The organism is Thalassotalea sp. G20_0 (genome assembly GCF_017744175.1).
GTDB lineage: Bacteria > Pseudomonadota > Gammaproteobacteria > Pseudomonadales > Endozoicomonadaceae > Endozoicomonas.
This window is the reverse complement of the sequence record NZ_JAGHQV010000077.1, coordinates 1-14,367: the sequence shown is the minus strand read 5'-3', so window position 1 is coordinate 14,367 and position 14,367 is coordinate 1. Positions and strand designations below refer to the sequence as shown.

Genomic DNA, 14,367 nt, shown 5'->3' with positions numbered 1-14,367 from the left:
CTCTTCATTTAGCTGCTCGTAAAGGCCACACAAAGGCCATCAAGGCATTGCTGACCATTGCCCCCTCCCTGGCCAAAGAGAAGAATAAGAATGGCCAAACGGCTATCCCTCTCCACTACGCTGTTTACAATGGCCAAACAGTGGCCATCCAGACATTGCTGAACTTTGACCCCTCACTGGCCAAAGAGAGGGATAACGATAGCTGGACGGCTCTCCACTTCGCTGCTTATAAAGGCGAAACCGGGGCCATACAAGCATTGCTGACCAATGCCCCCTCCCTGGCCAAAGAGAAGGATAAATATGGCCAGACGGCTCTCCACGTCGCTGCTTTTAAAGGCCACACAGAGGCCAGCCAGACATTGCTGAACTATGACCCCTCATTGGCCAAAGAGAAGGATAACGATGGCTGGACGGCTCTCCACAAAGCTGCTGATGCTGATAAAGGCCACGCAGAGACCATCCAGACATTGCTGGACTTTGACCCCTCACTGGCCAAAGAGAAGACTAACGATGCCCAAACGGCTCTCCACGCCGCTGCTCTTAACGGCCACACAGAGGCCATCCAGACATTGTTGAACTTTGACCGCTCACTGGCCAAAGAGAAGGATAAATATGGCAGAACGGCTCTCGACTTCGCTGCTATTTGGGACAGCACAGTGGCCATCCGGGCATTGCTGAACTTTGACCTCTCACTGGCCAAAGAGAAGGATAACAATGGCCAAACGGCTCTCCACTACGCTGCTGAAAAAGGCCACACAGAGGCCATCCAGACATTGCTGAACTTTGACCGCTCACTGACCAAAGAGAAGAATAAGTTTGGCGATACGGCTCTCCACTGGTCTGCTGCTAAAGGCCGCACAGAGGCCATCCAGACATTGCTGGACTTTGACCCCTCACTGGCCAAAGAGAAGACTAACGATGCCCAAACGGCTCTCCACGCCGCTGCTCTTAAAGGCCACAAAGAGGCCATCCAGACATTGCTGAACTTTGATCGCGCACTGGCCAAAGAGAAGGATAAATATGGCAGAACGGCTCTCGACTTCGCTGCTATTTGGGGCAGCACAGAGGCCATCCGGGCATTGCTGAACTTTGCCCCCTCACTGGCCAAAGAGAAGGATAACAATGGCCGCACGGCTCTCCACACCGCTGCTCTTAAAGGCCAGACAGAGGCCATTCAGACATTGCTGGACTTTGACCCCTCACTGGCCAAAGAGAAGGAGAACTCAGGCGGAACGTCTCTCCACTTCGCTGCTTATAATGGCCAGACAGAGGCCATCCAGACATTGCTGAACTTTGCCCCCTCACTGGCCAAAGAGAAGTGTAACCTTGGCCGGACGGCTATCTACTGGGCTGCTCTTGAAGGCCAGACAGAGGCCATCCAGACATTGCTGAACTTTGCCCCCTCACTGGCCAAAGAGAAGAATAACGATGGCCAAACGGTTCTCCACTCAGCTGCTTATCAAGGCCACACAGAGGCCATCCAGACATTGCTGAACTTTGACCGCTCCCTGGCCAAAGAGAAGAATAATTGTGGCAATACGGCTCTCCACTGGTCTGCTGCTAATGGCCACACAGAGGCCATCCGGGCATTGCTGGCCTTTGACCGCTCCCTGGCCAAAGAGAAGAATAAGTTTGGCGAAACGGCTCTCCACTGGTCTGCTGCTAAAGGCCACACAGAGGCCATCCAGACATTGCTGAACTTTGACCTGGCCAAAGAGAAGACTAACGATGGCCAAACAGCTCTCCACTTCGCTGCTTGTCAACCCCACACAGAGGCCATCCAGACATTGCTGAACTATGACCCCTCACTGGCCAAAGAGAAGAGTAGCCTTGGCAATACGGCTCTCCACTTCGCTGCTTATTATGATGGCCAAACAGAGGCCATCCAGGCATTGCTGAACTGTGACCCCTCACTGGCCAAAGAGAAGGATAACGATGGCCAAACAGCTCTCCACTCAGCTGCTTATCAAGGCCACACAGAGGCCATCCAGACATTGCTGGAATTTGACCGCTCCCTGGCCAAAGAGAAGAATAAGTGTGGCAATACGGCTCTCCACTGGTCTGCTGCTAAAGGCCACACAGAGGCCATCCAGACATTGCTGGCCTTTGACCGCTCACTGGCCAAAGAGATGGATAACCGTGGCCAAAGGGCTCTCCACTACGCTGCTTATTGGGGCAGAACAGAGGCCATCCAGGCATTGCTGAACTTTGACCGCTCCCTGGCCCAAGAGAAGGATAGAGATGGCTTGACGGCTCTCCACAAAGCTGCTCTTAAAGACCACACAGAGGCCATCCAGACATTGCTGGCCTTTGACCTTTCTCTGGCCAAAAAGAAAAATAACCTTGGCCGTACGGCTCTCCACAAAGCTGCTGAAAAAGGCCAAACAGGGGCCATCCAGACATTGCTGAACTTTGACCGCTCCCTGGCCAAAGAGAAGGATAACAGTGCCCAAACGGCTCTCCACGCCGCTGCTTGTGAAGGCCAAACAGAGGCCATCCAGACATTGCTGAACTTTGACCCCTCACTGGCCAAAGAGAAGGATGAATATGGCGAAACGGCTCTCGACCTGGCTATCATGTTTGGCCGCACAGAGTGCAAGAAACTTCTTGAAGACTATGGAGCCCAACCATCGGGCTACCTTCTAAAGTGAGCAATAAAATTGAGCGGAGAACCGATTATTGATTATTTCAAACCTCCACTTCATACTGCGCCAGGCTCGGCACAGTACCTTTTATCTCTTCTGAATAAATGCCTTCTGGCCAACACCCACAGATTCACCTTTGATGTTAATAACCGAACCATCCCGAAGCTCTGCCTGACTGGTGCCATTGCCGTTATTAGCGGTCATGGTGGCTACAACCCGCGCCACCTCAGTAATCATCGCCTTGAACTGTTGCCAGATATTTGTGGTTGCCATTGCTTGTATTCCGGATAAACGTTTACTGTCTTGTGAAAGTTGGTTTCGTACCTGTCTTTTGGATTTAACGACATACGTCTTGTTAATAAAATTCTTTTGCTGTTTTTTGTGGAACTCAATCTGCTGATTTTTGTCCTACCCACAGTTTTGAGTCAAATGGCAGGCTAAAGCGATGGATGGTGTCGGTAGAAACGGGGCAGATGTCCGTTTTAATTGTTCTTCTATCTGTATAAATGACGAACATATCAGAGGACAATTTGGTGGACACTCACTGGTCGAAACATCTTGCCAACCGGAACCCCACGTTTTCCACCTGGGGTGCATCACCCGACACCTTGATGAACAGAGTGAAACAAGTCTTGATCAACGCCGATGCAGTGAATGCGGGCAACCGGCACTGCCACTGATTCGTAAGGACGGGGAAAGCGTCGATGACGACGAATCACCTTATTGTGAATCCCGAATGCTTAAAGTGGATGTCAATGTCAAAACACATACAGATGGTGCTACGCCCCTGCATATGGCCGCTCAGAACGGCCACATAGAGTCCGTCAAGGAGCTGCTGAAAAATTATCAAACCCCAGTCAATGAACAGATGAACGATGGCTGTACGCCTCTCCACTTAGCTGCTCGTAATGGCCACACAGAGATCGTCAGGGCATTTAAGGAAATTGCCCCCATGCGCATCCGAGTTGATGTCAAGAATAACAATGGTGATACGGCTCTCCACGAAGCTGCTCGTCAAGGCCACACAGAGACCGTCAATGCATTGCTGGAAATTGACCGCTCCCCACTGCTGGTCAAAGCGAAAAATAACGATGACGAAACGGCTCTCCACACAGCTGCTGCTAAAGGTCACAAAAAGGCCATCCAGACATTGCTGGACTTTGACCCCTCCCTGGCCAAAGAGAATACTAACGATGCCCAAACGGCTCTCCACGCCGCTGCTCTTAAAGGCCAAACAGAGGCCATCCAGACATTGCTGGACTTTGACCGCTCATTGGCCAAAGAGAAGGATAGGAATGGCCAAACGGCTCTCCACTACGCTATTTATAATGGCCAAACAGTGGCCATCCGGGCATTGCTGAACTTTGACAGCTCACTGGCCAAAGAGAAGGATAACAATGGCAAAACGGCTCTCTACTCAGCTGCTCTTCAAGGCCACACAGAGGCCATCCAGACATTGCTGGCCTTTGACCCCTCACTGGCCAAAAAGAAAAATAACTTTGGCCGTACGGCTCTCCACACAGCTGCTGAAAAAGGCCACACAGAGGCCATCCGGGCATTGCTGGCCTTTGACCGCTCATTGGCCAAAGAGAAAAATAGGATTGACGAAACGGCTCTCCACTACGCTGCTGAAAAAGGCCACACAGAGGCCATCCAGACATTGCTGGACTTTGACCCCTCCCTGGCCAAAGAGAAGAGTAACATTGGCTGGACGGCTCTCCACTGGGCTGCTGCTAAAGGCCACACAGAGGCCATCCAGACAATGCTGGAGTTTGACCGCTCACTGGCCAAAGAGAAAACTAAGTTTGGCGAAACAGCTCTCCACCGGTCTGCTGTCAGGGGCGACACAGAGGCCATCCAGACATTGCTGGACTTTGACCCCTCCCCGGCCAAAGAGAAGAATAAGTGTGGCAATACGGCTCTCCACTGCTCTGCTGCTGAAGGCCACAAAGAGGCCATCCTGGCATTGCTGACCATTGCTCCTTCCCTGGCCAAAGAGAAGAATAAATATGGCAGAACGGCTCTCCACTACGCTGCTGAAAAAGGCCATACAGAGGCCATCCAGACATTGCTGGGCTTTGTTGAACCATCCCTGGCCAAAGACCTGGCCAAAGAGAAGGATAAATATGGCAAAACAGCTCTCCACTACGCTGATGAAAAAGGCCACACAGAGGCCATCCAGACATTGCTGAACTTTGCCCCCTCACTGGCCAAAGAGAATAATAGAATTGGCTTGACGGCTCTCCACTCAGCTGCTGAAAAAGGCCACACAGAGGCCATCCAGACATTGCTGGCCTTTGACCCCTCACTGGCCAAAAAGAAAAATAACCTTGGCCGTACGGCTCTCCACACAGCTGCTGAAAAAGGCCACACAGAGGCCATCCGGGCATTGCTGGCCTTTGACCGCTCACTGGCCAAAGAGAAAAATAGGTTTGACGAAACGGCTCTCCACTACGCTGCTGAAAAAGGCCACACAGAGGCCATCCAGACATTGCTGGCCTTTGACCCCTCCCTGGCCAAAGAGAAGAGTAACATTGGCTGGACGGCTCTCCACTGGGCTGCTGCTAAAGGCCACACAGAGGCCATCCAGACATTGCTGGAGTTTGACCGCTCACTGGCCAAAGATAAAACTAAGTTTGGCGAAACGGCTCTCCACCGGTCTGCTGTCAGGGGCGACACAGAGGCCATCCAGACATTGCTGTACTTTGACCCCTCCCCGGCCAAAGAGAAGAATAAGTGTGGCAATACGGCTCTCCACTGCTCTGCTGCTGAAGGCCACAAAGAGGCCATCCAGGCATTGCTGACCATTGCCCCTTCCCTGGCCAAAGAGAAGAATAAATATGGCAGAACGGCTCTCCACTACGCTGCTGAAAAAGGCCATACAGAGGCCATCCAGACAATGCTGGGCTTTGTTGAACCATCCCTGGCCAAAGAGAAGGATAAATATGGCAAAACAGCTCTCCACTACGCTGATGAAAAAGGCCACACAGAGGCCATCCAGACATTGCAGCTCTTTGACCGCTCCCTGACCAAAGTTAAGGATAAGAATTGCGAAACGGCGCTCAATTTAGCTAAGGGCTTAAAAGAGACCGTCAAGGTATTAAAGAACTTTGTTGTTTTCCGGGCCGATCATGAAAAAGACAACAGTACGCTCACAACCAACGTGAAGATCGACGATACCAAAAAAGCTGACAAAACAGCTCAGGCTGGCTCTGTTGCCACTAACGATCCTGCCCCGACTGATAGTGAAACTGCGGTTGACTTTCGTAAAAAGTCATTCAATGAAGGCCTGGATACTGACCCGGCACCACGGGAACTGTCAACAATTGAGTCTCCCGCTATCAGCGAAAACAGAACTGCTATGGCTGATTCTGCTGCTGAGGAGGATAGCATAGTATACCCGCAGGAATATCCGAACCGCAGGGAAGTGAAGACCAAAGACGTTGATGAGCTTGGGAAATCAGTTCTGCACAAATTGGCTGAGCAGGGCAAAGAAATGCGTCTGATTACTGAAATCTCTGAAATCTCTGAAATCTCTGAAGAGGATATCAACCAAACTGACAACAGTGGGAAAACACCGCTGCATTATGTTGCTGAGAAGGGCTTCAAATCATGTCTGGAACAACTATTCTCTAAAGCGAATATCAACAAAACTGACAACAGTGGAAAAACACCGCTACATTATGCAATTTTAAACAAGGACAAGGGTGAGAAATTTCTGGAAGTATTATGTAAGAAAGTTCAGCATTTCTCGCCCACAAATATTAGTCATGCCTTGCGATTAGCCATCGATGAAAATTATGACAGCGAAAGTACAGAGAAACTGGTCAATAGGATACGCTTGGAAGAGGAAGATAAGGACGAAACTGACGGTAAAACACTCCTGCACTACGCGGCAGAAAAAGGCCACAAAAATTACCTGGAAAAATTTCTGGAGAAAGCGAAAAGGGAAGGGTGCTTGGAAAAATCCATCAATCTTCAAGATCATAAAAAGAGGACACCCCTGCACTATGCAGCCGAGAAAAAGCACAGTAATTGTCTTCAGTTACTACTGAAGAAAGAGCCCAAAGAAGAATTAAAATGCATCAATGCTAAAGATGAAAATGGTGACACGCCACTGCTCCTGGCTGATACTGATGCATGCGTAAGAGAGCTGATAAAGGCTAAAGCTAATGTGCGTGAGGAAAATAACAAAGGTATAACGCTAATGCATCGTATAGCCATGTCAGAGAATAGAATTAATTGGCTGAATGAAAATTACAAATCTTTAAAAGAAGATATTATTAAACCTGACAAGGACGATAATACTCCGCTGCACTATGCAGCTTATAACGGTAATAAAAGATTTCTGCATGTGATCTACACCAACGAAAAAGGAAAAATATTTAAAAAAGATACCATAGATAATAATTTCCATATTAATAATAAACAAGGGGTTTCACCACTGCTTTTGACTATTCATAATGACAATAAAAACGAGTGCCTGAAAAAACTAATCAAAATGATAACACTAGATAGCGACCAGCTTTCGAGGTTATTTCTGTATGCTGCAGCTTATGGCAAAGAAGATTGCCTGCAAAAGATTTTTGATGAAAAGCTTAACGAGAAAATAGATATCAATCACACAGTCCAGAATAATGGTATGGCTGCTTTGCACTATGTCGTTATAGATAAATGTTGGAACCACAATAGTTCGCAGGAGGTTCAAGGATATAAAGAATGTCTTGAGCACATACTCTCCTTTGATGAAAAAGTGGACGTTAATCTCAAAGATAACGAAGGCAAGACACCATTACATTTGGCTGCCGAGGCAGACAATATTTATTGCCTGAAAAGGTTGCTAGACCATACAAAATGCTTGCCAGACCGTACAAAATTATCCAAATTAATCAAAGCTGCTGATAAACAAGGCAAGACACCATTACATTTGGCTGCCGAGGCAGACAATATTCAGTGCCTGAAAAGGTTGCTAGACGAAACAAAAGACACAGTTATGATCAATGCTGAGGATAAACAAGGCAAGACACCATTACACTTGGCTGCCGAGGCAGACAATATTCAGTGCCTGATAGGGTTGCTAGACCAAACAAAACACCCAGTTAATATCAATGCTGAGGATAAGCAAAAAAATAAACCCCGGGATTTGGCTAAAGAACACTCTCTTTGCCAAGAGGCTCTGCAGGAGGACTGGAGTAATCTCAACGGCTGCGAACGCAAAGATAAAGGTAAGTATTATCTCAACAAATATAAAAAATGTTTTGAAGAACAAGTCTATCAGACCAACTACCAAAATGAAAATGCTCACAGTCAAAGTAATCCAGTTGGCTTATCAGATGGTTCTATTCACTATCAAGAAAAAGTATTTATAGATAAAGAATTAGTCGAGCGTCTTGATGAAATTGAAAAAAAGTATCCAGAATTGAATTTTATCCCTTGCCCTGAAGTTAGCTCCTTTGTTGTTTTAGCAAAGGATTTTTTTGATAAAATCATTGAAGGTAGCCATGAAGATGCAATTTTCGGCTATTCCGGAATTAGAGGAAACCGCAATACCAAAAATCCTAAAGACCTGAAACAAATCTACGTTCCCGTACACTTTATACCTGACTCTGAACTATATGATTTATCACTGGATCGCTATCCTTTCCATATTGAAGGCACTAAGGGTAAAATTATTGAATTCTTGGGTAAATATAAAGGATGCCATTTTACGGCAAAAAGTATTGACAAAAAAGAGCAATCAAAAGCCAGAGTCAGTGTGAATATAAAGTTATGTCTGGATGATTGTGATCTGCCAAAAATGGTGAGAGATTTTTTTGTAGCTCCAATTAAAGATACTTTTGGTCAAATACCATTAGACTTTATTGGGGGAATTTTTGAACATGCGGATTTACAAGACTTGCTTAAGAAAATTTCTGATGCTGTTAACACTAGTAAGAAAAAACTTCAGGAAAAACTTCAGGAGGAAGTTGTTAAAAACGCAGGAAAAATGCAGGAAAACCCTGATAGCGAAGCAGCAAAACAACCTGAAGAAATAAAATCCAGGAAATTCGACAGCACCATCAATAAAATTCGCAACGAATTAAAAAGGCTCAACGAAAACGAAACTGATATTGGTACAGCATTGTCAGAAAATAATTTTGAGGTTTGCAGTGGCCCCATCCATTTACTGCATAACATCAAGAACGATCAGAAAATTCAAATTGAATTTGACCGGTTTGAGTCATCAAACAGCCCCGCCCGTTTACAGATCAACTCAACCGGTAGCCAGGTAAAGTTCAAAGATTTATCTGAAGCATTGAAGGTGCTTTTTAAATAAAATAGATTAGCCAGAATATTTCATAAACACCAGAGTTCCAAAGTAAACGACAGCTCTTCACCGTTGAAATCTGCCTGAATGGTTTTTTCATTTGAAGGGTAAAACTAAGCTTCGTGAAGTTTTCAGGCTCAAATTTGAGCACCACCTCAGTGAGCGAAAGATAGCCCAAAGCTGCAATATCTCCCGCTCAACCGTTAAAGATTATCTGGCCCGGCTTTCGGTTTCTGAACTGAACTGACCTGGCCACTGCCTGAATCGATTGATGAGCATACGCTGGAGCAGCAATTGTTCCCCGTCAAACCATCATCGAACAAGCAGGCTCAGCCTGACTGGAGTCAAATTGATCAGGCATTCTTTACCCTGCCGACACTGAACAAGGCAATTCGCAGCCTGCTCGATGAACTCAAGGCTATCCAGCTGCCTTGGTATCATGAGGCTGGGAAAAAGTTATGTTGATGCACGCCTTGAAAACGCCTGTCGTCGTGCACTGGCAGATGCGATTCTGGACCGGCTGATTCATAACGCTCACCGCGTCCCTTTAAAGGGTGAGTCACTGCGCAAGAAACAGGCAAAACTGGCAAAGTCCGAACCTGCATCCTAAGCTGCAAACCGATTCGTCGCTCCGCTTCGATAGGGGTGGCCGAATACTCCGGAATGCGCAGGCGCGGCGCAGTACCTTTTATCTCTTCTGAATAAATGCCTTCTGGCCAACACCCACAGATTCACCTTTGACGGTAATAACCGAACCATCCCGAAGCTCTGCCTGACTGGTACCATTGCTGTTATTAGCGGTAATGGTGGCTACAACCCGCGCCCCTTCAGTAATCATCGTCTTGAACTGTTGCCAGATATTTGTGGTTGCCATTGCTTGCATTCCGGATAAACGATCACTGTCTAGCGAAAATTGGTTCCGTGCCTGACTTTTGATTTAAACGACAATCTTCTTGTTAAAAATTCTGTTTTTTGTGGAACTAACCCTGCTGATTTTTTGTCCTACTCGAAGTTTTGAGTCAAATGGCAGACTAAAGCGATGGATGGTGTCGGTAGAAATGGGTCAGATGTCCGCTTTAATTGCTCTTCTATCTGTATAAATGACGAACATATCAGAGGACAATTTGATGGACACTCACTGGTCGAAACTTCCTGCAAACCGGAACGCCACGTTTTTCGCTTGGGGTGCATCACCCGACACCTTCTTGATGAGCAGAGTGAAACAAGTCTTGATCAACGCCGATGCACTGAATGCGAGCAACCGGCACTGCCACTGATTCGTAAGGGCGGGGAAAGCGTCGATGACGACGAATCACCTTATTGTGAATCCCGGATGCTTAATGTCTGCCGTAGCGGTAATCTGAGAAAGCTGAACTGGCATCTGGACAAAGACAAGACGTTGGCCAATCAGCCTTACTGCTCGGCGCTCACCGGTCATTCTGAATACCTGTTAGATGTCGCCTTAAAGCACCAGCATACGGATTTAGCCCGGACTCTGATCGACCACGGTGCCGATGTCAATGTCGCCGATCATCAGGGTGAGACGCCCCTGCACACTGCTGCCAGAAAAGGTGACTGGGAATTTTTCAATTACCTGAACGATCCGATACAGATCGATGCCACCGATGGGGAAGGTCAAACACCGCTGCATATCACCGCTGCCAATGGGGATAAAACATGCCTGAAAAAACTGATTGAAAAGGGAGCGAACGTAAATGCCACCAATAATAACGGCGAAACAGCCCTGCATTTAGCCGCTTGTTGGGGGCAAACCGGGTGCCTGAGAAAACTGCTTGATAAGAAAGTGGATGTCAATGTCAAAACATATATAAATGGTGCTACGCCCCTGCATATGGCCGCTCAGAACGGCCACATAGAGTCCGTCTGGGAGCTGCTGAAAAATTATCAAACCCCAGTCAATGAACAGATGAACGATGGCTGTACGCCTCTCCACTTAGCTGCTCGTAATGGTCACACAGAGATCGTCAGGGCATTTAAGGAAATTGCCTCCATGTGCATCCAGGTTGATGTCAAGAATAACAATGGCGATACGGTTCTCCACGAAGCTGCTCGTCAAGGCCACACAGAGACCGTCAATGCATTGCTGGACATTGCACCCACCACGGCCATTTATAAAAATAAAGATGGTGCCACGGCTCTCCACTTAGCTGCTTTTGAAGACCGCACTGATACTGTTAAGGCATTGCTGACCAGGGCTTGTCTAGAGCCGGAGGTTCTCAGCGTCATGGTTAATGCTAAGAACAACAATGGCAATACAGCTCTCCACTACGCTGCTGATAAAGGCCACACAGAGGCCATCCAGATATTGCTGACCATTGCCCCCTCACTGGCCAAAGAGAAGGATAACAATGGCTGGACGGCTCTCCACAGAGCTTCTGAGCAAGGCCACACAGAGGCGATCCAGACATTGCTGGCCTTTGACCTCTCCCTGGCCAAAAAACTGGCCATAAAGAAAAATGACTTTGGCCATACGGCTCTCCACTGGGCTGCTGCTAAAGGCCACACAGAGGCCATCCAGACATTGCTGGACTTTGACCGCTCACTGGCCAAAGAGAAGGATAAGAATGGCCAAACGGCTCTCCACTACGCTATTTATAATGGCCAAACAGAGGCCATCCAGGCATTGCTGAACTTTGACCGCTCACTGGCCAAAGAAAAGGAAAAGAATGGCCAAACGGCTCTCCACGCCGCTGCTCTTAAAGGCGAAACAGAGGCCATCCAGACATTGCTGGACTTTGACCGCTCACTGGCCAAAGAGAAGGATAACGATGGCTGGACGGCTCTCCACAAAGCTGCTGCTAAAGGTCACACAGAGGCCATTCGGGCATTGCTGAACTTTAACCCCTCACTGGCCAAAGAGATGGATGACAATGGCTGGACGGCTCTCCACAGAGCAGCTGAACAAGGCCACACAAAGGCCATCCAGACATTGCTGGCCTTTGACCGCTCCCTGGCCAAAAAACTGGCCATAAAGAAAAATAACTTTGGCCATACGGCTCTCCACTGGGCTGCTGCTAAAGGCCACACAGAGGCCATCCAGACATTGCTGGACTTTGACCGCTCACTGGCCAAAGAGAAGGATAAGAATGGCCAAACGGCTCTCCACTACGCTATTTATAATGGCCAAACAGAGGCCATCCAGGCATTGCTGAACTTTGACCGCTCACTGGCCAAAGAAAAGGAAAAGAATGGCCAAACGGCTCTCCACGCCGCTGCTCTTAAAGGCGAAACAGAGGCCATCCAGACATTGCTGAACTTTGACCGCTCACTGGCCAAAGAGAAGGATAACGATGGCCAAACAGCTCTCCACTTCGCTGCTATTAAAGGCCACACAGAGGCCATCGAGACATTGCTGGACTTTGATCGCTCCCTGGCCAAAGAGAAGGATAAGAATGGCCAAACGGCTCTCTACGCCGCTGCTCTTAAAGGCCAAACAGAGGCCATCCAGGCATTGCTGGACTTTGACCGCTCCTGGCAAAGAGAAGGATAGATTCCCTGGAAACAGAAAAACACCCATCTCGCCGTTGGATTCTGGCAGGGCTTCTTTTTCTGGTTTGAAAATACTCGGCTCTGCTTTTTCAGCTCGTGCCTTATTCTGTGCTGGATAGCAGCATAGACCATCAGGCACAGTGTCATCACCATTAACAGAGCTTCAATGCGCTCAGCTTTCTTCAGATAGAGTGAAGAGACCAGAAAGTCCGGGCTTTTCAGGAATCGAAAGCCGCCCTCAACCTGTTGTTGTGACTTGTAGGTAGACAACAGCTCCGTGGCATTCATACAATTCTGATCCAATTCATTGGTACCCGGGATGAAGCAACCCAGTGAGGCCTGTGCATTCTCCCTTCTCTCACAGGGAACAAAGCATTCAGCCTGCACAAAGTATTCAAAGTGGTCGGGCTTGCTATCCGTCGATGGCCGTCCTTTGCCCAAATAGCAGGGTTTACCGGTAACCTCAAGCTCCGTTGCACTCTGGCAGAGTTTCGATTGTTTCTGCCACAAGGTAAAAGCCTTCAATGCATCGTCCCGGCATAAAAAGACTTTTTTACCCAGTTTTTCCAGATCACGGGCCTCTTTCAGTGACTGCTTCTGCATCTTTCGGGTCAGTGTTTTCTGTTCACTGAGCCTGCGCTTTTTGTTGAGAAACAAGAACCATCGTTGCTGAACCTCTCCATAGCAAGAAGGCACTTCAGTCGAGTAATAATCTTCATAACCTTCAACCGGCTCCAGTGACATGGCTGGCGCTTTGCCGACCAGCTCCTTTGCGTCGTTGATATTCAGGGGCACCCGAGAGATAAACAGCTGCTTTTGCTCATCAGGCAGCTGGAGGGTTTCAGCAACGTACATGGCGGCATCAGCGACCAGATAGCGACTATTGAAAGCCGCCTTAAAACACGACAGATGGTTTTGATAATTTCCTTAAAACAGGTTTTGTCGTTTACATTACCACTGGCAGGTGCCATAAATACTGGAATACCAGCCTCATTTTCGGTCATTAGTTATACGCGCATCGATGTATTCGGCTATCTTTAGCTCCCGACACATAGCGGCAACCAAGCCAAGGTGGTTCAGGTTCTTAAACTGGTATTGAACTGGCAACATGTCGATGTTCCTGAATATGATCAATCCTTTGACAGATATTTTTGGTTGCCATTGTTTGTATTCCGGATAAACGATTACTGTCTAATGAAAATTGGTTCCGTGCCTGACTTTTGATTTAAACGACAATCTTCTTGTTAAAAATTCTGTTTTTTGTGGAACTTACCCTGCTGATTTTTTGTCCTACCCAAAGTTTGGGTCAATGGCAGACTAAAGCGATGGATGGTGTCGGTAGAAACGGGGCAGATGTCCGCTTTAATTGTTCTTCTATCTGTATAAATGACGAACATATCAGAGGACAATTTGGTGGACACTCACTGGTCGAAACCTCCTGCAAACCGGAACCCCACGTTTTCCACCTGGGGTGCATCACCCGACACCTTGATGAGCAGGGTGAAACAAGTCTTGATCAACGCCGATGCAGTGAATGCGGGCAACCGGCACTGCCACTGATTCGTAAGGGCGGGGAAAGCGTCGATGACGACGAATTACCTTATTGTGAATCCCGAATGCTTAAAGTGGATGTCAATGTCAAAACACATACAGATGGTGCTACGCCCCTGCATATGGCCGCTCAGAACGGCCACATAGAGTCCGTCAAGGAGCTGCTGGAAAATTATCAATCCCCAGTCAATGAACAGATGAACGATGGCTGTACGCCTCTCCACTTGGCTGCTCGTAATGGCCACACAGAGATCGTCAGGGCATTTAAGGAAATTGCCCCCATGCGCATCCGAGTTGATGTCAAGAATAACAATGGTGATACGGCTCTCCACGAAGCTGCTCGTCAAGGCCACA

At 47.8% G+C, this 14,367-nt stretch carries 9 protein-coding genes and 1 pseudogene; 6 read left to right on the top strand and 4 right to left on the bottom strand.

The window, feature by feature from the left end; genetic code table 11:
- Positions 1 to 2,651, top strand: a 2,651-nt coding sequence (locus tag J7438_RS23450; RefSeq protein WP_209278498.1) for an ankyrin repeat domain-containing protein, incomplete at its 5' end; no start/stop codon positions are given.
- A gap of 81 nt (positions 2,652 to 2,732) precedes the next feature.
- Here the strand turns inward: J7438_RS23450 and J7438_RS23445 are convergent.
- Complete coding sequence (locus J7438_RS23445) at positions 2,733 to 2,918, bottom strand: hypothetical protein (protein WP_209278497.1); 186 nt, start codon at positions 2,916 to 2,918, stop codon at positions 2,733 to 2,735.
- 172 nt (positions 2,919 to 3,090) lie between these two features.
- Between J7438_RS23445 and J7438_RS23440 the strand changes: the two genes are divergently transcribed.
- The 3 genes and pseudogenes from J7438_RS23440 to J7438_RS23430 all read left to right on the top strand — a co-directional run.
- Complete coding sequence (locus tag J7438_RS23440) at positions 3,091 to 8,961, top strand: ankyrin repeat domain-containing protein (RefSeq protein WP_209278496.1); 5,871 nt, start codon at positions 3,091 to 3,093, stop codon at positions 8,959 to 8,961.
- Positions 8,962 to 9,052: 91 nt separating this feature from the next.
- Entirely contained in the window at positions 9,053 to 9,199 is a 147-nt protein-coding gene (locus tag J7438_RS28500) for a sigma factor-like helix-turn-helix DNA-binding protein (RefSeq protein WP_209278495.1), read from the top strand.
- A gap of 249 nt (positions 9,200 to 9,448) precedes the next feature.
- Positions 9,449 to 9,562: pseudogene (locus J7438_RS23430) on the top strand (ATP-binding protein); the annotation flags it as partial.
- A gap of 78 nt (positions 9,563 to 9,640) precedes the next feature.
- Here J7438_RS23430 and J7438_RS23425 read toward each other — a convergent pair.
- Positions 9,641 to 9,826 (bottom strand): hypothetical protein, encoded by a 186-nt coding sequence (locus J7438_RS23425; protein WP_209204586.1) that lies wholly within the window; start codon positions 9,824 to 9,826, stop codon positions 9,641 to 9,643.
- A gap of 165 nt (positions 9,827 to 9,991) precedes the next feature.
- Between J7438_RS23425 and J7438_RS23420 the strand changes: the two genes are divergently transcribed.
- A complete protein-coding gene (locus J7438_RS23420; RefSeq protein ID WP_209278494.1) occupies positions 9,992 to 12,463 on the top strand; it encodes an ankyrin repeat domain-containing protein in 2,472 nt (823 codons plus the stop codon).
- Here J7438_RS23420 and J7438_RS23415 read toward each other — a convergent pair.
- Both J7438_RS23415 and J7438_RS28495 read right to left on the bottom strand, forming a co-directional pair.
- Positions 12,382 to 13,371: an IS1634 family transposase gene (locus J7438_RS23415; protein ID WP_209278499.1), complete on the bottom strand. Its 990-nt coding sequence runs from the start codon at positions 13,369 to 13,371 to the stop codon at positions 12,382 to 12,384. The genes J7438_RS23420 and J7438_RS23415 overlap by 82 nt on opposite strands.
- A gap of 81 nt (positions 13,372 to 13,452) precedes the next feature.
- On the bottom strand, positions 13,453 to 13,572 hold the full coding sequence (locus J7438_RS28495) for a DUF4277 domain-containing protein (protein WP_209278493.1): 120 nt from the start codon (positions 13,570 to 13,572) through the stop codon (positions 13,453 to 13,455).
- A gap of 215 nt (positions 13,573 to 13,787) precedes the next feature.
- Here J7438_RS28495 and J7438_RS23405 point away from each other — a divergent pair.
- Positions 13,788 to 14,367 (top strand): ankyrin repeat domain-containing protein (locus tag J7438_RS23405; protein ID WP_209278492.1); only part of this gene is annotated, 580 nt, incomplete at its 3' end.

Coding starts and splice junctions, on each gene's coding strand:
- J7438_RS23420 (WP_209278494.1), top strand. CDS start 9,992: ATGGATGGTGTCGGTAGAAATGGGTCAGATGTCCGCTTTAATTGCTCT.
- J7438_RS23440 (WP_209278496.1), top strand. CDS start 3,091: ATGGATGGTGTCGGTAGAAACGGGGCAGATGTCCGTTTTAATTGTTCT.
- J7438_RS28495 (WP_209278493.1), bottom strand. CDS start 13,572: ATGTTGCCAGTTCAATACCAGTTTAAGAACCTGAACCACCTTGGCTTG.
- J7438_RS23425 (WP_209204586.1), bottom strand. CDS start 9,826: ATGGCAACCACAAATATCTGGCAACAGTTCAAGACGATGATTACTGAA.
- J7438_RS23445 (WP_209278497.1), bottom strand. CDS start 2,918: ATGGCAACCACAAATATCTGGCAACAGTTCAAGGCGATGATTACTGAG.